The organism is Mycobacterium sp. BMJ-28, from assembly GCF_054404835.1.
In genome coordinates this window covers 1,052,343-1,073,090 of sequence record NZ_CM136783.1, presented here as the reverse complement: position 1 = coordinate 1,073,090, position 20,748 = coordinate 1,052,343, and the positions used below count along the sequence as shown (strand labels likewise).

19 protein-coding genes are annotated in these 20,748 nt (G+C 58.4%); 8 read left to right on the top strand and 11 right to left on the bottom strand.

Features of this window, described 5'->3' with window-relative positions; all coding sequences use genetic code 11:
* Positions 1-48: 48 nt before the first annotated feature.
* Both ACXPWS_RS05340 and ACXPWS_RS05335 read right to left on the bottom strand, forming a co-directional pair.
* Positions 49-840, bottom strand: coding sequence for a GAF and ANTAR domain-containing protein (locus ACXPWS_RS05340; RefSeq protein ID WP_458711444.1), 792 nt, complete (start codon positions 838-840; stop codon positions 49-51).
* Between the two features lie 266 nt (positions 841-1,106).
* Positions 1,107-1,430 (bottom strand): helix-turn-helix domain-containing protein, encoded by a 324-nt coding sequence (locus ACXPWS_RS05335; RefSeq protein ID WP_458711443.1) that lies wholly within the window; start codon positions 1,428-1,430, stop codon positions 1,107-1,109.
* Positions 1,431-1,866: 436 nt separating this feature from the next.
* Between ACXPWS_RS05335 and ACXPWS_RS05330 the strand changes: the two genes are divergently transcribed.
* Positions 1,867-2,247: a hypothetical protein gene (locus ACXPWS_RS05330; protein WP_458711442.1), complete on the top strand. Its 381-nt coding sequence runs from the start codon at positions 1,867-1,869 to the stop codon at positions 2,245-2,247.
* Between the two features lie 30 nt (positions 2,248-2,277).
* On the opposite strand, the gene ACXPWS_RS05325 is transcribed toward ACXPWS_RS05330, so the two are convergent.
* The gene (locus ACXPWS_RS05325) at positions 2,278-2,823 is read right to left on the bottom strand and encodes an N-acetyltransferase family protein (RefSeq protein ID WP_458711441.1); all 546 of its coding nucleotides are present in this window, start codon (positions 2,821-2,823) and stop codon (positions 2,278-2,280) included.
* A gap of 101 nt (positions 2,824-2,924) precedes the next feature.
* Here ACXPWS_RS05325 and ACXPWS_RS05320 point away from each other — a divergent pair, with 101 nt between their 5' ends.
* Positions 2,925-3,905 carry a GGDEF domain-containing protein gene (locus ACXPWS_RS05320; RefSeq protein ID WP_458713418.1) on the top strand — a complete coding sequence of 327 codons (981 nt, stop codon included), beginning with the start codon at positions 2,925-2,927 and terminating at the stop codon, positions 3,903-3,905.
* Positions 3,906-3,977: 72 nt separating this feature from the next.
* Positions 3,978-4,409, top strand: coding sequence for a hypothetical protein (locus ACXPWS_RS05315; RefSeq protein ID WP_458711440.1), 432 nt, complete (start codon positions 3,978-3,980; stop codon positions 4,407-4,409).
* 316 nt (positions 4,410-4,725) lie between these two features.
* Here the strand turns inward: ACXPWS_RS05315 and ACXPWS_RS05310 are convergent, their stop codons facing one another.
* Complete coding sequence (locus ACXPWS_RS05310) at positions 4,726-5,574, bottom strand: hypothetical protein (protein WP_458711439.1); 849 nt, start codon at positions 5,572-5,574, stop codon at positions 4,726-4,728.
* 171 nt (positions 5,575-5,745) lie between these two features.
* Between ACXPWS_RS05310 and ACXPWS_RS05305 the strand changes: the two genes are divergently transcribed.
* Positions 5,746-6,177 (top strand): hypothetical protein, encoded by a 432-nt coding sequence (locus ACXPWS_RS05305; RefSeq protein ID WP_458711438.1) that lies wholly within the window; start codon positions 5,746-5,748, stop codon positions 6,175-6,177.
* Here the strand turns inward: ACXPWS_RS05305 and ACXPWS_RS05300 are convergent.
* From ACXPWS_RS05300 to ACXPWS_RS05290, 3 genes are all read right to left on the bottom strand, one after another.
* Positions 6,147-6,626, bottom strand: a complete 480-nt coding sequence (locus tag ACXPWS_RS05300; RefSeq protein ID WP_458711437.1) for a hypothetical protein — start codon at positions 6,624-6,626, stop codon at positions 6,147-6,149. The genes ACXPWS_RS05305 and ACXPWS_RS05300 overlap by 31 nt on opposite strands.
* A 32-nt stretch (positions 6,627-6,658) precedes the next feature.
* The gene (locus tag ACXPWS_RS05295; RefSeq protein WP_458711436.1) at positions 6,659-7,213 is read right to left on the bottom strand and encodes a GNAT family N-acetyltransferase; all 555 of its coding nucleotides are present in this window, start codon (positions 7,211-7,213) and stop codon (positions 6,659-6,661) included.
* A gap of 127 nt (positions 7,214-7,340) precedes the next feature.
* The gene (locus ACXPWS_RS05290) at positions 7,341-9,401 is read right to left on the bottom strand and encodes a KAP family P-loop NTPase fold protein (RefSeq protein WP_458711435.1); all 2,061 of its coding nucleotides are present in this window, start codon (positions 9,399-9,401) and stop codon (positions 7,341-7,343) included.
* 345 nt (positions 9,402-9,746) lie between these two features.
* Here ACXPWS_RS05290 and ACXPWS_RS05285 point away from each other — a divergent pair, with 345 nt between their 5' ends.
* The 4 genes from ACXPWS_RS05285 to ACXPWS_RS05270 all read left to right on the top strand — a co-directional run bounded on the left by ACXPWS_RS05285 (position 9,747) and on the right by ACXPWS_RS05270 (position 15,207).
* Complete coding sequence (locus ACXPWS_RS05285) at positions 9,747-10,193, top strand: hypothetical protein (protein WP_458711434.1); 447 nt, start codon at positions 9,747-9,749, stop codon at positions 10,191-10,193.
* Positions 10,194-10,396: 203 nt separating this feature from the next.
* Complete coding sequence (locus tag ACXPWS_RS05280; protein ID WP_458711433.1) at positions 10,397-11,257, top strand: hypothetical protein; 861 nt, start codon at positions 10,397-10,399, stop codon at positions 11,255-11,257.
* Positions 11,258-11,543: 286 nt separating this feature from the next.
* Positions 11,544-12,911: an esterase/lipase family protein gene (locus tag ACXPWS_RS05275; RefSeq protein ID WP_458711432.1), complete on the top strand. Its 1,368-nt coding sequence runs from the start codon at positions 11,544-11,546 to the stop codon at positions 12,909-12,911.
* Position 12,912: 1 nt separating this feature from the next.
* Positions 12,913-15,207, top strand: a complete 2,295-nt coding sequence (locus ACXPWS_RS05270) for a hypothetical protein (RefSeq protein ID WP_458711431.1) — start codon at positions 12,913-12,915, stop codon at positions 15,205-15,207.
* A 2-nt stretch (positions 15,208-15,209) separates the two neighbouring features.
* Here the strand turns inward: ACXPWS_RS05270 and ACXPWS_RS05265 are convergent, their stop codons facing one another.
* The 4 genes from ACXPWS_RS05265 to ACXPWS_RS05250 form a co-directional block, all read right to left on the bottom strand.
* Positions 15,210-16,847 (bottom strand): hypothetical protein, encoded by a 1,638-nt coding sequence (locus ACXPWS_RS05265; RefSeq protein ID WP_458711430.1) that lies wholly within the window; start codon positions 16,845-16,847, stop codon positions 15,210-15,212.
* Positions 16,816-18,204, bottom strand: coding sequence for a hypothetical protein (locus ACXPWS_RS05260; RefSeq protein WP_458711429.1), 1,389 nt, complete (start codon positions 18,202-18,204; stop codon positions 16,816-16,818). Before ACXPWS_RS05260 ends, ACXPWS_RS05265 begins: the two co-directional genes overlap by 32 nt.
* Before the next feature lie 595 nt (positions 18,205-18,799).
* Positions 18,800-19,375: a DUF4062 domain-containing protein gene (locus tag ACXPWS_RS05255; protein WP_458711428.1), complete on the bottom strand. Its 576-nt coding sequence runs from the start codon at positions 19,373-19,375 to the stop codon at positions 18,800-18,802.
* 356 nt (positions 19,376-19,731) lie between these two features.
* Complete coding sequence (locus ACXPWS_RS05250) at positions 19,732-20,658, bottom strand: hypothetical protein (RefSeq protein ID WP_458711427.1); 927 nt, start codon at positions 20,656-20,658, stop codon at positions 19,732-19,734.
* Between the last annotated feature and the right edge of the window lie 90 nt (positions 20,659-20,748).

Below are 20,748 nucleotides of genomic sequence, written 5' to 3'. Positions count from 1 at the left end.
GGACAGCTGACTCATCCCGGACTGGCTGGGTTCCCAACAACTCTCAGACTACACCCCGCGACCGTTCGCGGCCTGGTCAGCCCGGCGCAGTCGGGCACGACGCACGGCATCGTCGACGATCTGCTCGGCCACCTCAGCCAGCTTGCGTTGCTCGGCCTGACTCACCAGCCGCAACTGGTCGAACGCGTCCCCTTCACTTCGGCCGGTGCGAGCCCGGATGATGCCGATCGCCTGATCGATCACCGGTCGCGTCGCCAACGCCGCCTGCAGCTGGCTGGTCAGTGCCAGCGCTTCGGCCAGAATCCACGCGTTGTGCACCGCCACGGCCGCGGGCTTGGCGAAAAGTTCGCCGACGTGTGCCGAATGCTCATCGAAAGCGTCCTTGCCGTGGGCATAAGCGCTGATCGCGCCGACGACCTGATCGGCCAACAGCAGGGGTACCGCCAGTGCGCTGTGCACCCCCAGCCTGCCCACCCGGGGGCCGAACCGCGGCCATAGTTTGTTCCCGCCCAACGAGCCAGAGCGCACGGTGCGCCGCAGTAGTGCCGCGGTGATGCTCGGCCCCTCGCGCAGCGTCTCGTACTGGATGGCATCGATTTCGGCGACGAAGGCCGCGCTCGCGGCCACCGCCACCACCGGATCGTCCTGCCGCTGCGGACGTAGCAGTGTCACGCCGGCACCATCGGCACCCGGTATCGCACGCACCGCCGAGGCGGCCACCTCGGCGAGCACATGGGGCAGATCGAGACTGTCTGCCACCAATCCGGCCAGCCGGGTCAGCCCGGCCTGAAGATCCGCGCGCGCCGTCGTGCCGTCGTCGTCTGCGGGTAAATCCGCCATTGCCGGCACCTGCGCTCATGTCGCCCGCCGGCCGCACCCCGGTGGCGGATACCAGTCAATGCTAGTCGAGCCCGCAGAGCCCGGCGGAATTGCAAACATCGGAAGATTCGGCCAGGTGGCCAACGTGACGTGTGAGCGCACCAAATTGGCACTCAAATAAGCGTTTTGCTGGAAACTGAGTCAGAATCGGTGGGCTCGGGCGGCGGCGGTCGTCAGGCGGTCACGGCCAGCCACACTTTGACCACCGCCAAAGCGCCCCTCGGCATTCAGGCCTCGGGATCGCCACCCGCTGCGGCGTCTCGGGCATCAAGGCTGCGGTGCAGTTCGGAGTTGATGGCATGGGCTTCAGCGAGTTGGTCCTCAAGGATGATGATTCGGCATGCCGCGTCCAGAGCGGTGCCCTGATCGACGAGTTCGCGCGCTCTGGCCGCAATCCGCAATTGATAGCGGGAGTATCGGCGGTGTCCGCCCTCCGAACGCTGCGGCGTGAGGAGTTTCGCCTCATCGAGGCTTCGCAGAAACCCCGGGGTGGTTCCCAGGATTTGCGCGGCGCTGCCCATGCTGTAAGCGGGGTAGTCCTCGTCATCCATCTTGTCGCCCGGATTACGGTCGCCAGACTCGTCCTTCGTGTGTACCACCAACACCTTTCGGGGCGATTTGCTTGCCCATGGAGATAGGGCCGGTGGCCCCGGCATAAGCGCACCGGGGCCACCGGCCCTGAGGAGATTACTACCATCTATCGACACTGCTTGAAAACTGCGGCATCGGCCCGACAATCAACACCGCGGGCGATCCGACGGTAACCCCTCCCTTCTTTCTATTCGCGAGATACTGCACTTGCACGGCGACCTATCACGTTCCGACCGCCGCCGATCATTCCCTTTGACATCACGGGTAGTTCATCTCCCGCGCCATCGCCCTCTTCTCTGCTTACCCCAGACACTCTACCCAAACCGATGGAAAATATCTACCCCGTTCGAATGAGGTTTTCTTCGCCTGGAACGCAGAGTGTTCTACGATCCTGGAATGGCCTCCTATGACTCCGGTGCCGTGGTCGGCAGCGACGCGATCTTGCGGCACATCGATACCGAAGCCGACAAGGTCGGCATCGAAGTGACGCTGTACCTGCCTTGGGGCGTGGCCACCGGGATAACCGTGCCCAACACGTACTTCGGCCACTACGTCGCCAACTTCTTCACCAGGAACGAGGCCGACGATGTCGCCGGCCGCATCGCGGCGCTTGAGGCCGAGCAAGACAGGGTCTTTCTTCATCTACGCAAAGCTCGCTGCTACGTCGCAGGCACCGTGGTCGAACACGAGGCCCTACGGATCCGGCTCTCCGATGTGTCGGCATGGACCGTTACCGGCATCAAGGAACCATCGAACGGGGCGCCGCGCGTCGGCTAACTCTGCGCCGATCCGGTCGCAGAGTGCGCGTCACCCCGAGATTCGTTCTGCGCCAACGCTGAGATCCAACTCGTATTTGATCTCGCAGATGTATTTGCCGCCGATGAAATCGGTTCGTTCGGACCCTTCGATGGTCCAGCCCGCCCGCGCGTAGAAGCGCCGAGCGCGGACATTGGTTGCCAGCACCCAGAGGTGGGCGGAGTCATAGTCGGCCCGGTGCAACTGCCGGCAGGCGGCGGCCAGGAGTGCGCTTCCCACCCCGGATCCCCAGCGCGTCGGATCGACGTAGAGCGACCAGATCTCGCCGGAATCGTGGTGATCGCGTTCTCGTGAGCGACCCAGCGTCACATGCCCGCACACGACACCGTCGTCGACGGCGACCAGGGTATAGGGCCCATTCACCTGGTCCATTCGCTCAAATCGGTAGTGCGTGGCCTTTTCCTCCGGCCGTAGTGCATCGAGATACTTTTGCGAAATGAGCCCGGCGTAGCCCACTTGCCGGGAACGCACGTGCGTTTCCGCCACCGCCAGTGCATCGTCCGGCACCGCGTCTCGCACCTGCATCATGTGCGTCATTATCTATATGAGCCGGCTTTGTGAAGGTGCATTCGGGTAGTCGAGATATTTGCTCATTTGACGACCGCCCACGACAGCGGAAGGTTGGCGTTATGTATCGCCTGAATTCGCTGGCCGGCGCCGATGCAAGCTTCGGGCGCAAGCAGCGGGTGCGGTTGTTGCGAATCTATTTGGCCGGTACCACGTTTCTCTACGGCTACGGCGTCGTGTTCACGCTGTTTCCGGTGCGCACCGACATTGCCTACGGCAACCCGACCGGCGGGATCATCGCCATCGTTCTCGGGCTCGGGGCGCTGCTATACCTGGCTATTGCACCGGACGGCGCCATGTTCGCCACCGCAGCCGCGATTGTCGCCACCCCCGTCGTGATGGCTTTTCACATCACGATGACTGCCGAATATGTCTGCCTGATCGCCCCCATGTTCCTGGCCATGTATTTGCGCGCATTCCACCAACCCCGACAGGCTTGGCTATTGATCGGCGCGCTCACCATCGCATGTGTGGGCGCGGTCGCGATCTCCCCGGCACCGCACGTGGGCGTCATCACGTTTGTCATCATCACCGTCGCGATCACCGCCGCGGCCGAGTCCTTCGGGTTGCTCATCCGGGCCATGTTCACCGCCGCGTGCACCGACCCACTGACCGGTGTGCTCAACAGGGCGGGCTGGGAGATCGCAACCTCGGATCTGCTCAGGCGGTTCCGGACGACGCCCGTCTCGGTGACCGTCGTCGCCCTCGACATCGACGGACTCAAAATCCTGAACGACACCTACGGCCATCACGCCGGCGACCGCCGCATCACCGACTACGCGCGCCAATGGCGCCAAGCCCTCCCTCGACATGCGGCGCTGGCGCGACTAGGGGGCGATGAGTTCGCGGTCTGCATTCTCGGGGAAGGACCCGAGGTCATCGACGGGTTCCTCGCCACCGTCAGGGCGAGGACACCGGCGGTCAGTTTCGGCACGGCCAGTCAGAACTCGCCCGTCGCCAACATCGCGGCGCTCTACGCACAGGCCGATGCCGCGCTGTACCGCAACCGCGGCCGACCCCTGCACGACGCCGACGATGCCGCGGCCCCGTAGCCGCCGGCGTGCGGGCAGTGTCGGGACAAATGAAAAAACCCCAGACCGGCTGGGGTTTTCATGGTGGGGCTAGTGAGTTCTTACTCGAATCATGTTTCCACTGGCCAGGGGCTGTTTGAACTGCTGACCAGCGCGCGATCTGAGGCGAAGCGCTCAGCTCCACGTCCAGTTGTAACACGGCCGGCACCTCGCACCAAGCGCCTGACCAGCGACGAAACCGCTGACCTCTGTCGCCGATACGTGGCTGGTCGAGCTGCCTTCGAACTCGCCAGAGACTTCGGCATCCACCCCACGACCGTCACGGCCACCTTGAAGCGCGAGGGCGTCGAGATCCGCCAGCGTGGCCTCACGGACGAGCAGATCGATGAGGCGGAGAAGCTGTACCGGGACGGACAGTCCTTGGCACGCATCGGTCAGCACTTCCGCGTCGACCACGGCACCGTCTGGTGCCAGCTCAAGAAGCGCGGGGTCAAGATGCGCGATACACACGGCCGCGATACCTAGGCCGCATCCTTATCGCTCTGTTGTTCTCAGCGATCCTTCTCGGCCGACTCCTTCGGCAATGCGAGCAGCACCTGCGCCATTTTGGCGGCGTTCGGCTGCGGATGGGCGACTGACCGAACCGGATCGTTCGATTGGCGCCCATCCTCGCTTCAACGCTCCTGGCGAACTTTCTCACCTTCGGTCAGCGCCACGCAACGGTACTGACCAGCGCGGCCGGCGCCAGGAAACTCTGGAACAACTCATTCATCCCGGCACCGAGGAACTCCGGATAAGGACCTGCGTCGTGCAGCCTCCCTCCACGAGAGTCCGCTTTGATTTAGCGGCTCGCGCGTCTCACTGCGTGCAGGGCGCGTTCCACGTCCCGTATGAAGTAATGGCAGATCGTTCCCGCCGGAATCAGTGATCCATCGGGCACTCTGATGGCGGGTCCGTACCCGACCATTACGTCGAACATGCCGCCGCGCAAGTCGGCTCGTTGCCATGGGAATGCGATCTTGCGCTTGACTGTCACCGTCGCCATGACGGCTCCGTCAGTGAGCACGGTCTGATCCGTCTTGACCTCAACGACTTCCCAATCAGAATGGCGCACTATAAATTCCTCGTTCACCCACCTCACGACGTGCAGGCGGCGGTGCTTGTCGTGGTTGACCAACGTGGTCAAAAGCGCGAGCGGGGCGTGCGGTGGCGGAACTCGACTCTGACTGAACGGCTGAGTCTTCTCGATCGCGGTCAGCACCTTGGCGCTGACGAATGGCGCAAGCTTGTCGCGCTTACTCTCGATCTTCGGAATGTGTGGGGCCGTAGCTGTCGCCGGAACGGCGGGGGCACCGAACCAGTTCTTCGCGTCGATGACGACCGGGTACTGGAGCTGGCTTTCCTGCTTCTCGGTCAGCGTCTGCCTGCTCTCGACGTGCGAGAACAGCGCGTGATCAAGGGCTGCTCTGAGGTTGGTGAGTATGTCGCCGATGATTAGGCACCACGCATCAGGGACCTGACTCTTTACGCGGGCCTTGACCTCATACTCGGCCAGGTTGGGATGGGGTGGTGGCTCGACCTCGTGGAATGTCCAGTCATACGGATTGGCGGCGTCGAACGCCTTGATCTCCTTAGCGAAACGGTCACGGTGCTCCTTGGCGCGACCGAGCTTCGCGAAGGCGCTATCCATGCCTAGATGCTAGGACGGTGCACCGACAGCCCTGCCCCGGCTTTTCTTCGGCTGTCACATACTCGTCAGCACTGGTTGACGTGCGCGATAGCCCGCCCGAGTGAGAAGGCTATCTATACGCGCTCACCCAGCGGGACGAACCGTTCCCGTGACGATTGCAATAAGCAACCGATGGTGCGGGTGCTGCAGTCTTACTGCAATCATCAATCTGAGGCTCAACACCTAGAAAAAGTGGTCGCTGCGGCCGAGAAGAGCAGCCGCCAGCCCCGGACACCACCGCTCCCCCGATCAGCCAAACAGCTCCGACCAGCGGAGATCGAACAGATTCTCGCGGTGTGGCATGAGCTGCACAATGTGGCGGCCGTGGCTCGGCAGCTGGGCTGGGACTACACCACCATCCGGAAGTACCTCCGGGCCGCCGGCATCGACACCGCCTGGCGCTCCGTTCCCGATGACACCACTCGGCACATCATCGATCTACATCTCGAAGGCCGGTCGACCCGCAAAATCGCCGCAGCGGTGGGCTGCGGGCATAACAAGGTCTGGCACGTCATTCGTGAGCACAAAGCGGCTCAAGCGGCGGCCGCAGAGTCTTCATCATGAGGCGAGGACGCCTTCTTCGCCCGATCGGCCTCGGCCATCTCCCGCGCCATCCCGAGCAAGGCTTTCGCCATCCGCTGCATATCTGGCTGCTTATGGGCCAACGACCGGACGGTCAGGATCTGGTTCTTGGACTGCCGCTTCGTCTTGCCTGGCTCCGGCCGCGGCTGGGCTTCCCGAAGCTTTGCCTCGGCGATCTGCACCAGTACTGCTTGTTCCAGCCTCCTCAGCGCCCGTCCCGCCCGCTGCGGCAGCGACGGGTCCAGGGCGGTGATCTTCTGCCGATACTCCCGAAGTTCGTCGTCACTGAAGTCGTACGTCGGTGCGAAGAAGTCATGCAGATCCCACTGCTCATTCGGCAGCAGCCGCGTCAGGGCTGGACGATCGGTCAGCCAGACCTCACGGACGAGACGGTGCTGAGCGCAGTAGGTGTGGTGGGTGAGGCGGGCCATGGACTACACCCAATTTGATGGGTGATCTTCTCCTATTGGAGAAGTTCCTTTTTCATCAGTACTACGTTGGCTACGTGGGTGTATCGGTTCCCATTATCGTCCTCGCTTTCCCATGACTCCTCGGCTTTACCCGCTATTTCATAACCAAGTCTGTCGTACAACTTTTGCGCTCGGGGATTGTTCTCCTCTACTGCAAGTAACACAGAACTTAGTCCGCGGACACGAATCCTCTCCTCGAGCTGACTGACCAAACGCGAACCAACACCGAGTCCCTGCAGCTCTGGCATGGTGGCGAGCTGCGTCAATGTTCCCGCGCCTTCATGCGCCTGGTAGTCGATTGCGCCGATCGAGATTGGCTGGCCACTGGGTGCTCTCACGACCAGATACTCGAGACTCCCTGACTTCCAAGCGGCTTCTACATGTTTAATATGGGTGGGGCTGCCCGACCACGCGATACTGCGAAGATCATCGGCCGCCATGGCAGTGACAGGCAAGCTGTCAGCACCAGATCGCTCGACCTGCGATCGGACTTGTTTTTCAATACCTATCCCATCATTAGACATATCGGCTAAAGACTCAACATTCATAGTAGATTAATTATAAAGCAAAACAACGATCAAACAATAAAATTGAACTGACCGCCCGCTCCGCTACTTATGGTAACGAAGGCTCGTTCTCCACGACTTGGCGGGATCAACGAGGAGGGGCATGGGATCAAAAGCTCTCAGGCCGCCAGCCTTCCAAGTACTTCTTCGCTAGTGCAACGACACTATTCAGCTCTTCGTCGTTATCAGTCGCGAGTGTTTCCACAGATTCTATTGCCCGCTGCAGTCCGCCTGTATCGCCGTAGATGCGTTCGAGCGTTTCCCAATGTAGCCGAGTAGTTATATCTACTGCCCGGTTCCCTACCATCTGTGATGCTACGTGCGATTGAGCTTTCAGAAGAACAGCTTTATGAAGCGGAGGATACGAAAAATCGCTAAGCACCGGACTCTCCCGCAATTCCCAGTAGACAGGCGTACTTAATATTCGAAGCACGTCCCACTCTTTAGCGAGGGTTTCGGCTGAAGCGGCCGATATATCTGCGACAATGGTGCTCTCGAGAGCAGTTTCCGCATCTTCCGGCACCAGCTTGTGCCCAATGCCGTCCCGATGGCCGACCAAGCTGATCAGTAGGAATTTCGAAGACAACGTCGGCAGGTTAGGGAGAATCTGGGCAACAGCGTCTTCCGTCTCTCCAGCAGACTCGAGCTTCTGAAGTAAGCGGTAGACCGTGATTCGAACCCGCGCCTCTGGCTCAAGATGGAAGAATGAACGCCTCGGACCATCAGGCAAGCTATCAATTAAATTCAGAAGTACGGTACTCGCCGGCACGACGCTTGCTTTCGTGAAATCTTGCTCGAAATGCTGAAGCGCTGAGACAACTCGATCAAGAGAACTCACGTCGAGACTTCGTAGAAAAGTGTCGAGCTCATCGTGGCGCTCCAGCATCGAATATGCTTTTTCGGCATCCCAATAATAGGACAGCGCTTCCGGAGCCGTTCGTTCGAAATAGAGGTGCAAAATATCTGCGTGAGCAGCCCGACGCTCGCGCAGCCACGTACTCTCCCAGCCGCTGTCGTACATCGTTCCGCCGACATACCTTGCCGCGTGGGGAAATACTCTCTTGATCAAAGATGTCATGACACTATGAGTAGGTTCGTCACCCTCCACAATGGCTTTGATCTGACCCTCGTACTCTGCCTGCTGTCGCTCACGGTATGTCGTTAATGCATCTTGGGACTGAGCTAGCAGCTCGAACCTGTCCGGAAGAAAGACCCGGACCGCCTCCAGCGCTAGCAAGTCTGCAACTTCCATTGAATCACCGAGGTCGCGAGCAACCGTGCCAAACGACGCTGCGTATCGCCGTACATCACGCATATTTCTGACGAGCGGTGCCACCACTTCTGCGAGTAGATCAGCCCAGGCGTTCTGGTTGAAATGTGTGAACTCTTCGATGTCGCTCGTCGCCTCGCTGAGAGCATCACCCAGCTGTGTTATCAGATCACCTTTGGATACATCGGGCACGCGAACGCCTTGTTGGACGATTTTTTCGAGATATGCGCGGCCTTCAACTCCACTGTCCTTGAGCGCTTCTTCGACGCGTTGGCGGTCAAAGGCCAACACATACACAAGGTTCGGAAAGTTCCCGGTCAGTCGAACGAGCTTGAATAGGTCCTTAATCTCACTGCTACTCAAACGATCAATGTCGTCGATCGTAATAACAATAGGCTGATCAAGCTGTGAGAGCAGCTTTCGAAGCTCATTGCGTTTTGCGTTAACACTGCTGCGATTGCTTTCAGCATATTGTCGCGCCGCTTTCGTGACCTTGAGGAATCGGTCATACCAAGCGCCCACCCACGGCACAAGGCTCAGGGGGCTAAACAGATTCGCATAGGTGTCAATTGTCGAGGCTATGTTGCCGAACTTCTCTCGATTTGACTCCTTGAGCTGGGAAGACAACTCATGAAAGAAGCCTTCCACTAACTGCTCAGTGCCGGAAAACATCCATGGATTGAAGTTCACTACGGTATACGCAGGCTCCGCATTGAGCTCTTCTTGCATCATATTGAGTACCGATGTTTTCCCGGACCCCCACGGACCGATTACACCAAATACATATCCCTCGGAACTGTCTACACGCCTAATTTCTCTAGCTAAAGCAGTTGCAACTGGCGCACGCCGCAGGAGATCGTCATTTTTTGAGTTGATTGGATTGTCGCCAGCCGTCGCCATATTCCAATTATACGACAATGAGCATACGGACTGGTCCAAGGCAATTAAAACAACACCATCGGTACATGTCACCTCAATAGAAGAAGGTGGCAAATAGAGCTCGGAACGTGTACCGACCTTCCGGGACTCGAAACATTCAACAGGGGTCGAATGCTAGGGGCACCCACCGACACGCCGAGTTAGAAACAAAAAGAGGCCGCATCGGTACATGCTGACCTCTTTGAATTTGCAACATCTCTCGAACATACGTGCGACAACTGCTTGAGCTGTTCGCGCTACTGCAACCGTGATTCTGGAGCGTCGCCTCCGCATCTGTCGGGTAGAGAAGCCAATACTATGAGGCCTATGAGTTCGTCCGACGGCCCGTCAGGCCTTCCGACGGTCGCGACCGTCTCGGTCATGATCGTTACTTTTGCCCTCACGATCATGGCTGTGATGTTCGGTCACGCACCGGGCCGGAAAGTACTATTGGTTGGTTTCGCGGTCCTTCTCGGCTGCGTGCTAGGAAAAGTGTTTCCACAACCGCAGGTGCTCGGGCTGGAAAAGGGCAAGTACCTCACAACCACGGCATCGCGTGGCCGGTCATTCGTCTTGACTGCCGCAACCTGGAGCGGCGGAGCAGCGGTATTGGCCGTACTTGTCGCCTTACTGATAGGGCTCTCGAGCACCTCGGATGTGGGTGATCGCGCCGGGTGGGCCGGAACCTGGGGAGGTGTAATCGGTGCAGTCGCGGGAGCTCTGGTGTGGACGGCGCGCCGGGTTGTCCTTGATGTCCAAACTGCACGGCGCTAAATGGGTCGACCGAACCCGGCGAGCTTTCACCTCGAACAAACCTATCTAGTCTCCGCATGAGGGGCTCACACATCCAACGACCCGATGCCATCAGTATCCCTTTCAAGGGCTCGATTAGGATCAATGCCGGTTCGCCGCGACACCAGCTTCTCCCTCGGCCGCGTGGTTGCGCTCGGGTAACTAGGTCTGAACAATCTAAGAGTATGGAGCTCGACTGGTGCAGGCATTGCCTCGTCTACACGCAGATGACGGACGAGCACCTGCCGCCTCGGGCTGCCGATAACTCCTCGCAGGTGACGCTTTACAACGAGCAGGACGGTGCACTTGTCGTCGTTCAGAGCTACCTCGACGGCCACATCATTCCGTCCCTCTGCGCGTCCTGTAACAATCTCGCAAGCCATCGAGGGCTACCTCAGGCATATACAGCGTGGCGAGATGACGTACTAAGCCACCTAAATTTGGCAGCTGCGACATACGAGTACCAGACCGGAGGCGCCAGAACGGACTTGTGGCGGTTGCAGAGGCCCGATGGCAGCGCTTTTCGTTTAGAGGTTGAGCACGGCAAAGATACCCATTCTAAGCAGATGAAGAATCTGCATCCCGGACGAATCGCACGACAAATTCTCGGCATGATTCTTGCAGTCCAGGAAAGCCGCAGCCTTCATGACGACCATCCGCATTTGACTTCTGCCTACCTGTCAGGTGAGCCGACGTCAATCGAACCATTCAGTCTTCATGTCGCCTTTGCAGACGCTGGCTTGAACTACTTCAGCAGTGGTGTGCGAGCGGTTACCTTTGACCTCGGGAAAGGTCCGTCGACTGATATCGATTTCTGGATGGTTAGCTTTCCCCCGTTTCTGATGTGCCTCGTTTACGGACCGAAGGCGCCGATCACTGCCACTCGGATCGATCAATGGCTGGACCAGCCCGTAAGCGCATTCTTCGGCAAGCGGGAGCGCAAGATTTCCTATCCGATCGCGAATCAGAGCGAGCTGCTCGTCGCGACGATGTACGCCGCTTTGGACGGCCGACGTGAGATGCAGGTAGATGAGGCAGCACCTTAGGCGCGCCAGTGGTCAGCTGACCTGGACGCAGAAACTTGTGAGTAATGATCGCTGTCCAAGGAAATCCCTACGTCGGCATGCCCCGGCGGTCGGTCCGCAGCCTCCACTGCCGGCGTGTTAACCACACCGCACTCATTCAGGCCCCCTCGCAACGCGTAGACACAACACCCGCTACCGTTAACCCATGGCGCACGGTGCTCCTGGAGACGTACAGCTGGTAACTGGCGATTGGTCGATGCTTACGATCACCGGTCACTCCGACGTCCAACTAGGGGTCGGCTAAACATTGGTCAATGCACGGGATCAGCCCCTTTTCCAGGCGTTTCCTTTCAATGAAGCTTTTCTAAACCTTCACCGGCATAACGGAGATCGGCGCGCTAAACGCTTAATCATCTTTGTTCACGGCCTCGGCGGCGACGGTTACAGCACTTGGAAACGTTTTCCAAAATTCGTCTTCGACGATCTGTCACGAGACCCGATGGACGTAGCGCTATTTGATTATTTCAGCGGCCACCGTCGTATGGGGTTTGAACGACCAACGGTGCCCGAAGTCGCGGAGATACTGACAGAGCGACTACACGAGTTATCGAGGAAGTACGATGAAATCTACATAGCCGCGCATAGCATGGGCGGACTTATATCAATAGATGCGATCCGCAATTACATAATACAGCGCAGGGAGGAACCCGGACTTCTTGATGTACTGGCCGGGGCTATCTTCATCGCCACGCCCTTCGATGGTTCGCGACTTGCCGAATACCCGATTCTCCGCGAGATCGTGGGCGAGTGCGAACAACTCGCTCCTACTAGCGCATACCAGCAAGATCTCCACCAATTCATCAACGACCATGTCGATACAAAAAGCAATGTCGAACTGAACCCGCGGGAGTATAAAGTCCCTTTGTGGGCAATAGTGGGCGGACTAGATGGGATCGTCGACCGTGCGAGTGCCACCTTCGGTATCCACAGTGACCAAGTTCGAACAGCGGTCAACCGCGGGCACACGAATGTAGTGAAGCCGCAGGACGCAGATAGTGAGGTCATCCGGTGGGTTAGGGACATAGTCGACGACATCGCAACACTTCGAACTGACATTCGCGACGCTGCGAAGAAGGCTCAACGAGCGGCGCTGCTTAGCCCACCCACCGGCCTGGTGCTCGTCGAACTACTCCTGGAGGCCGACGCGGACGACTCCTGGCAACGCATCTACGAAAACGTAGTTGAGTCTGCCGGCTCCCTGCGCGTGCAAGTGGCAGATCGCTTCATTTCCGGTTCTAAATTCCCGCCGAACGTGCTGTTATCTGCACACCGTTCGCACGACCTCATAGCGCGTCGAACGATGACGAGGCTCAAAGTCGAAGAACTTCGACGCCGTTATGACGAAGGCAGCTCGCATGCGAGAGCGATCTCAGTGGGTCACAACCGTGATTTGTCGATGACTGCATTGATGGAGATGGCTCAGATGGAACACGAGGACAGCCAGCCATATCAGCTGACCTTCCGCTTCGCAGACAACGACGAGCAACTTGGCCTTCGTATCAGTGGATTCATTTCGGAGATAGTAAACAGACACAACACCGCACTGTCCCAGGAAGACACCTATCCATCAGCGGGACACCCGCTTCAGATCGCCATCAACAGAGAGGACACCTGAGGTGAATCTTGCATGGCTTATAGCCGTAATTGAACCGGATCTCCTCACGCGGCGCGGGCATGCCGGCGGCAGTCCTTTGTCACCTAGCACCGAGTTGGCCAAAGCTATGCAGGGTCGAATTCACCATAGCCTTTTCGAAGAACCAGTTCAGGATGTATCCATAAGGGCCATTTTTGACGCCCTCGGCGGCGACGACTCCGCTGTAGACGTACTGATTGATAGCCTGGCCACTGATAGCGCTCGGCACGACCTGGCGAAACTGACGGCACTCACCTTGGTTGCATGTGCGCTTCTGAGTGATCGCGACGACGGGCCCACATGCTTCCGTCTCATTGATAACGCACTGGAACTGATCGACGATCACTCCCCATCCGACAACCTGTGCAGGATGCTCATCCTGCAGCAGCGCGCTCTACGTAGCAACGACATAGGTGGGTCCACAGAATCTCACCTGAACGAAGTACGGAGACTGATCGAGCATGTCGAGTTCGACTCGTCGCCTGAGCTCGCCCTCCGCGCCGACGCTGAAGTCACCCCCGACGCTGCAATCGAGAACTTACTCGACGCCCTCAGATCGGCATCTGCTGGTTTCAGTCTCAGCTTGCCATCTTTTGACATGGGCTACCTAACCGACGACCTCGAAGACGACCAATTGGGAGGTTACCGACGGTGGCTGGATAACACCTTCAGGATCAAGATGAGTCGCGCAATACCTACCGACTATGGACCTGACCATTATTTCGAGAATCTACGGCTCGAGGTCCTTGGGCACCGCGAGGTATATCGATCTCGTAGAGAGCTCGCAACAATGCGTCTAGTGAGGTTCATGCCGACGCTGCCTGCCGCGGTTGCAGACGACGGCCTTCGACTCCTTCGCCTGGCAGGGGCCGACGCTGAACTGCGGCTGCTCGTAAACGATCTGACTTTTGCCGGCCCGATAAGTGCTCTCCTAGCGGACGGACGCCGAATCGAATCAACGCGAACGTCCGATCACGCACTTCGAACAGGTGAGATGATCGTTCTCGCAGCAGCTTCGGAAGTCATGGCACCCGCGGAAGCGTTCAAAACGCTCACTAGGGTCCTATCGTTGATTCGTCGAGGCGGTCCAACGACAGCACCGCTTCACTGGCAAGCCGACTTCTCCAAAGACGAAGACGCATGGATTGCAGCCGTTGCGCTAGCGGCCGCAGCAGGAACCGCCGGTGAGCTCGCGAGGGAACTTTTGGAATACGCAACCCCTGATCGACTTGATGACCAGGCTTTCGACTCAGTGATCGCGAAGATCGTTCGCCGCATCGAGTGGTCCGATGTCGATACCGACCTGAAGGACCTCTGGCTTGCTCTGACAACGATACAAACATCAGACGGACGCACGACAGATACCTCGGCGGCCATTCGCAGCGCGTTCGCTGTGGGCACGGATTTAGCGGCAGAAGCCGGCGGCTCGTTGAACGACGTAGCTGAGAACATCAACCACTATCTAAGGACTGAAACGCCACTGCCGGAGTACTTATATGAGACCGCCAAACGTGCTGCACTAGCGGGCCTGGCGCAGGCGGCGAATGAGGCGGCAGCCCACACTTTCGCCGTGCGGACCGTGCAGCCGGCGGAAATCGTAGCAGTGCTCTTGTCTCAATCATCAGACGATGAAGCATGGACAGGCTTACTTGAATTCCTAGTGAATCCTCTCGTGGCGCGGCGCGCAAAGTCACGCGCCTTCGATGTGCTTGTGCGCGAGCTGCCTTTTCTACCAGAGAAACTCGCCTTGAGGTACCGCGATCAATTCGCGTCGCTTATCACTGAGCCCGACCGATGGGCGTTCGACGGTCCTTACAGTGAAGACGTATTTGTTGAGGGTCTCGCCTTCGCCTATGCCTACGAGTTTCTCAGCCACGAGATAGCCGCTCAATATTTTCGAGCGCTTACCTCAAGTCCCGACGCACAGATACGTCGTCAAGCAGGTCGGCATCTGTCCTTGCTCTCCGCGAGCTCACTACCCGACTGGATGTTAGCAATGGTTTTCGCGCTGAGTAGTGATCCAGATCCGAGGGTTCGGTTCGCGATTACCGGTGCCCTAAGCACAAGCTGCCAACGACACGATGCCATCGGCGAAATGGCTATCGAACGCCTCAGTGAATTCCTGCAAAGCGATGGGATTTATGTACCACTGAATACTCTTACGCAACTAGAGCCCGTAGCGTTACGGGCGCCAAAGATCGAACGGGTAGTCAATCAGTTGCGGAACGACAGTCAGTCTTGGAGAGTACGCAAACGCGCTTCTCAGCTCCTCAATTAAAATTACGGCACCCGTATATTGGTGCGAGTCAACCGTCGTTCGCCCTGCTTGTCTGTGTACTCGACTACACATACAGCGGTACTGGGCGACCCGAAGGCTTGCACGAGGGGGAACGTCACAGACTCGTGAGCACCTATCTGATCCGTCCGATTGTGCTTGCCTGAGAGGATGTCAAAGTCCGCTACCAGAGCGCCGTCTGGACTCTCGTAGTGAAAGTCAACATCTAATACTGCGCTATCCGTCTTGTTCTCGATCACCATGAGATTACGGCTCGTCTCAAACCGGCTGCGCTGTTGCCGGCCCAAAGTTGATTCTCCTTTGACAATCTTCGGCACCACGCCGCCATCGCCAGCCCCAGATATACGCTCAGCTTGTCTTTCTTGCTGCGTGCCCCCTCTTACAGTTTCATTCGTGATTAGCGCTTTTTCCGGCAGAGTCAGTCCAATAGTTGCCGTTGATTCCTCCGGCAAATTATTAAGGGCAGAAGTCAATGGTGCCGTCAGAGCTTTGTCAACTGCGTCTGCGAGATTGAACTGTCCACGTAGGAAGGCTGCGAAGAGACGAATAAGCCTCTCAGTCGAAGGCGACATATCTAGTCGTGCATAGGCAGCCGCGGTCAACTCACGCCGATGGACTAACCGTTCGAACAAAATTGCATCTAGCTGGCGAGGCAAGCGAGCGGTTGCAGACGCCTCTGTTGCGAATCTTGAGATCAATTCCAGGAGCGGATCCGCATAGTCAGGTGGAGAGGGAAGAAATGCTCCGAGTGCGTTAGCTTGCATCTCGGGCGGTGCGTTTAGAGAGGCGAGTAGCTTCCCCACGTACTCATCAACTCGATCGGACAGGGCTCGCATCGCATGGAATGGGATGTCGCCCGAAGACAGCTTCGCCATTGCGGTAGCCAAAAACGACTTTGGATCCATCGTGTTTGCTTGGCCAGCAACAATTGCCAGGTTGACCATCGCTATCGAGACTGCTTCGGCCAAGAACCACCGTGCAACTCCATTTGCTTCGACATCCGACTCCGGTGGCCAGATCTTGCTCAGCTGTCGAATCAAGCCCAATGTGCGCTTGAGGGCATCGAAGCAATCCAGAAACCATACTTCGGAGACCAAGAACCAGTAAGCGCGTTCTAGCATCGGATCCGACTTCACGAACGAAGCGACGAACGCCCGTCTTAGGGCGACCGTTTCGCCCTGTGATCCAACGTCTTCGACATCGTTAATCCTTAGGCGTGACTCCCGCAGAGCTAATTCGTCCAGGTGCTGGATAGTTACTCCCAGGCGACGGCAAGCGTCGCGCACCACACTAGTTGCTCGAAACGCTGTTGTGATCTCAGCCGACTCCGCACCGACTACTTCGCGAAGGCCCCTCAACCACAGTGCTCGGTCCAGAGGGCGTGGAGTGCTTTTTGATGAGCCGGATTTGACCTCTCCAATGCTCCGCCGTGGCACGAGAGAGGGATCAAGTGAAATGCCAAGAACATCGAGATCGGTAACCAGAGATACATCCGGCCCGAAGCGATGTTGGAGGTCGATACCTCGTCGCACGTACTGGCCATCCCAGAACCACGTCTGCGCCACTCGAATCTCGGCCTTGGTCCCGGGATCAAGCCCAGGGGTCTTCGCGGCGGGTGGCACGTTGCATCTCCCTTCTGAGCTCGTTGACAGAGGAGACCATGATTTCATTCGAAGCTCCAGTCGTGTCGGACGCTCGCGCGGCCTCCGGATTCACGAACACGGCTGGTTTCTGGGATAGAGTCAGGTCAGCGGTGCCAGTCGGGTCAGTGATCTTTTCGATCCAGCCGAGGCCCGCCTTGGCGATCTCAGGTTTGATCAGTCTGAGGTATGCACGCCCTCCGGTAGGCTCGACCGCAACCACCCCCGCAGCCTCTAGTAAGCGATAGTCGGTTCCGATGTTGGTTGCCGGCCCTACTCGGCCTCTGTTTATCAATGAACTGACTAATACTGATGGGCTGGAAATTCTCCCAAGCCCAGACTGCGACTTCTCGTGGCCGAAGAGAATGTGGGCAACGAACAATTTCCGCATATGAAGTGCCTCGGTTGTTGTACAGAGATCGTCCTCCGCCTCCAGCAGTGGAGAGAAGGCATAGCTTGAATTCGCACCCGTGGCGGTTCTGACCGACGCAACCTGGATCAATCCGGAACTTTGCGCGCTCCGAACTATCGCCTGCGATCCTGCCAATTTGGAAACGTGCAGCCCAGGCGTTGAGAGCACCTGTTCACTCATTCCGAGTAGGGCGTCACGCTCATTCGGAGGCAATCCACGAAGGAACTTTGCAAGTGAAAGCTGCTTAGTGCCCCATACGTAGGGGCTGTAAATCACTAGCTCGTTAAGTTCAGCTGACGGTGCAGTCAGGTTGAGCGCAACCGCACGGGCAAGGCGCAGTGCCAAAGCTGCTTCTTCGTCAGTAAAACCCCGGCCCACGATCTGCTCGAGATGCTGACTCTCTGCAAGTGGAGCGACAGCACCCACTTCAACTGAGTGGAGAAACGCTAAATCAGACCTTCGGGGTGATAACGCTTCGAGAAGATATACTGTTTGCTCAGTCAACGAAGCGCTGACCCCGATATATTCATCTAAATGAACTATTTCGCCGTTGGTGATTTTATAGTCGATCAAGTCAGCCCTTTTTAGCGCCGGCAAAACCGTGTTTGTCAACTCAAGATTGCCCAGCCCTGCGTGTGCAGCATAGCGTCGCACAAGGCCGTCGGTGAGTGTCACAAAAGGCTGATGACCTTTCAGGCGGGCTGCAAAGTCCATAGCCTTGCCGGTCAGGAGTAGAATCTCAACTTCCGCCCGGACAAGGGGATCGGTTATACGGTGATCGTGTTGATGTACAAAGACGACCGCCCGTCCTAGGCGCTTGATGTTCTGACCATTTGAAACTGACAATTTCTGTCCCCGTCGAGCCTTCGACCGGACGCGAACCGCGACCTCCAAACAAAATACACGGTCGATTGATGCGCGCGCCACGAAGCGTATCTCCGCCTTCCCGAGGAGACAGTAACGTGCAGAGTTCTAAGTCCGAGGACCGGTTCGTGGCACGTCGGTCGACCGCCGTCGACAGCTCTCAGTACGCGGGAACACACGCAGGCCCTTCGGGCTTGGACGAGGGCGATCGGACATACTAATCGAATCGAGGGCAGTCGCGTTGTCCCACTTGTTCGACGGGACTGTCACAGTCCAGTAATGGTGCCGTCAATCGTGACGGTATTCATAGTTTGCTCGTCTGCGAACCGCCCAACGGGAATCCATGTCGCGCGTAGTCGGCGACTCCCCTGACGATTCGGGCCCAATGCGAAAGAGTCGACTCGCGCTGCAATTCCGCCGGTGAGTAATCCTTCGCCGAACAGCAGTCGCGCCACGGGTCTCAGAATGCTGTCATCAAGCATCAGCCCTCGCAGGGGCGCGAGGGGATCAGTTGGGTGGGCGAGGAACGACGCCTCTCGAAGCGTGGAAGTGCCAATGAGACCATCGGACAGTGCTCGCCGCGCCACCTCTGCGTGCGGGATGCCATTGATCGAAACTTGCTGCAAGCTCGGTGAATTCTGGTCTCGCACTGTCAGCTTCAGACTCTCATGATGCCCCACCGTCGACACTGTCCTGGTAGAAAGCTCGGCAAACTGCACTGAGTGCGCAACATTAGGTGCACTGAACTGCAGAACTCGGCCGCGGTCGTCGCGCATGCGAACCAGCTCGGCGTGAACGGCATCGCTAAGGATGTCGGCGCTAATGGTGATCGAGTGACCATCAGAAATAATCTCGGTTGCGCGAAACGCAGTTCGGCCAACGCGGACCCACGGGCGAGATCTTCAGCCGCCAACTCCTCGAGACGCCGCCGAACTCGTCGTTCAAGGTCGGCGGGGTAGCTCCACGGGCTAGTGGTGTAAAGGTTCCGGGCGCTGGCAATCAGGTCGCGCTGCGCACCGTCCATCGCGCCGGACTGCTCATCGTGCACATACAGGCAGAGCCGCAGTCCGTTGCGCTCGGCTTCCAGGAACTCGGCATGCGTTGCGGAGTAACCATCGGGCATACGCACGCCATACCGCGGCCCCCACATGCCGACGTAAATCTCTGACCTCCGCACGCCAGAGAGGTATGCCTGTTCGGCTGAGATGTCCTGCGCACCCAGGTCCTCAAACATGACCGCCGTCCCACCGACCGCATTGATTGCCGCCAGACCGCGGCGCGCTCTGCAGGCATATCCGTGATGAGGCTGGAGACGAACACACGCCGACCAGCCATCCAGGCGTGCACATCCCCTGCCCAGATGTCATAAGCGAGGCTGATCGCTGGTCAATCAGTAGCGGTGCAGTCATGTCCCCCAGTGGACCACAGCAGGCCGACAAGGAGGGCTGGTGCTATGGAACCTGCCGACATGGTCGGAGTACGTTGGTGCCAAACATCGCTTCACGGTACGTCTTTCCCCATCACCGCACCTGCATCTCTAGGTGAAATCCCGAAGACAATGCAGTTCGCCTCTGCCTCTGGCGCCAATTCTCAGGCGCCGCCGAAGGCGGTGGCGATGGGATTCAGAAAGCTGCGACGCCGGGTCGATGTTTGGGTTCCACAGCTGCTGCAATAGTGCTTAGTAGTCGGCTCCATCCAACCTGTTTTAGGGCTCGCCAAGCTGGCGCCGCATCCATCACACTTCTTACTGATGATTGGCGCGCCATCGGCCAGTGCGCGCTGGACAGCAAGCAGCCGAAGGTCTCCTTCGTTAATCAGGGACCCGTCGATGACGACAGGCGAAAACGTCTCATCGATCGTCATCTTGCCGTTGAGGTCCCAGGCGTGAACGTGGATTCCTTCCTCCTCCGGACGAGCCATCGTCGAGACAATCGCCGCGTTTGACGGCCACAACGCGATGCCGCTGTAGTCGCTGGTGGAGATCTCAAGCGGCCGGTCCGCTCGCTCCGCCGCAGGCGGCTGAGGAAGGCCAAGTTGCTTGTTGGCGTCAGCGAGCGGATTCGAAATGCTCGGCTCACGGTCAAAGAAGTTGCGACCACACGAATTACAGAGGTGTTTGGCGTGTGGCCGGGTCGCAAACATCAGCTCGTCGATATGCGTCTCTCCGCAGTGAGGGCACTTCAGCGGGGTCACCACTCGGCCAGAGAGTTCGCTCAGGGAATAGGCGACCGCGGCCATGCCCTCGATCACCAGCGTGCTATCGCCGTTGTGCACCGTCACGATGGCGAAAGAGCTATCGATGTCCTTGTCAACCTGCCCAGATGGACGTCGATGTACGTGCACGCGACCCGGCTCGATCTCGGGACTGCCGAACTCAATTGCCGGCGGGACAACGCCCCACACGGCGATCTCGCCGATCGCAGCATCAAGATCGAGGCAGTCGGCGTCAGGGATCGGGTCTAGCCAGGATCCTGGGCAACTCTCGAGTGCGGTGCCGTCGGGCTTGGAGGCGGCCATACCGTGCGTGCGGCACCACCAATTTGGGTGTCCGTTGCGCCGCTTCACTTCCGCCTCCACGCGGCACGGACCAACGCCGCGCCGCGTCTC

What these genes read in the sequence shown, in the direction of transcription:
- ACXPWS_RS05340 (WP_458711444.1), bottom strand. Translation starts at nt 840, where the DNA reads ATGGCGGATTTACCCGCAGACGACGACGGCACGACGGCGCGCGCGGAT.
- ACXPWS_RS05335 (WP_458711443.1), bottom strand. Translation starts at nt 1,430, where the DNA reads ATGGATGACGAGGACTACCCCGCTTACAGCATGGGCAGCGCCGCGCAA.
- ACXPWS_RS05330 (WP_458711442.1), top strand. Translation starts at nt 1,867, where the DNA reads ATGGCCTCCTATGACTCCGGTGCCGTGGTCGGCAGCGACGCGATCTTG.
- ACXPWS_RS05325 (WP_458711441.1), bottom strand. Translation starts at nt 2,823, where the DNA reads ATGACGCACATGATGCAGGTGCGAGACGCGGTGCCGGACGATGCACTG.
- ACXPWS_RS05310 (WP_458711439.1), bottom strand. Translation starts at nt 5,574, where the DNA reads ATGGATAGCGCCTTCGCGAAGCTCGGTCGCGCCAAGGAGCACCGTGAC.
- ACXPWS_RS05305 (WP_458711438.1), top strand. Translation starts at nt 5,746, where the DNA reads ATGGTGCGGGTGCTGCAGTCTTACTGCAATCATCAATCTGAGGCTCAA.
- ACXPWS_RS05300 (WP_458711437.1), bottom strand. Translation starts at nt 6,626, where the DNA reads ATGGCCCGCCTCACCCACCACACCTACTGCGCTCAGCACCGTCTCGTC.
- ACXPWS_RS05295 (WP_458711436.1), bottom strand. Translation starts at nt 7,213, where the DNA reads ATGAATGTTGAGTCTTTAGCCGATATGTCTAATGATGGGATAGGTATT.
- ACXPWS_RS05290 (WP_458711435.1), bottom strand. Translation starts at nt 9,401, where the DNA reads ATGGCGACGGCTGGCGACAATCCAATCAACTCAAAAAATGACGATCTC.
- ACXPWS_RS05285 (WP_458711434.1), top strand. Translation starts at nt 9,747, where the DNA reads ATGAGTTCGTCCGACGGCCCGTCAGGCCTTCCGACGGTCGCGACCGTC.
- ACXPWS_RS05280 (WP_458711433.1), top strand. Translation starts at nt 10,397, where the DNA reads ATGGAGCTCGACTGGTGCAGGCATTGCCTCGTCTACACGCAGATGACG.
- ACXPWS_RS05255 (WP_458711428.1), bottom strand. Translation starts at nt 19,375, where the DNA reads ATGTTTGAGGACCTGGGTGCGCAGGACATCTCAGCCGAACAGGCATAC.
- ACXPWS_RS05250 (WP_458711427.1), bottom strand. Translation starts at nt 20,658, where the DNA reads ATGGCCGCCTCCAAGCCCGACGGCACCGCACTCGAGAGTTGCCCAGGA.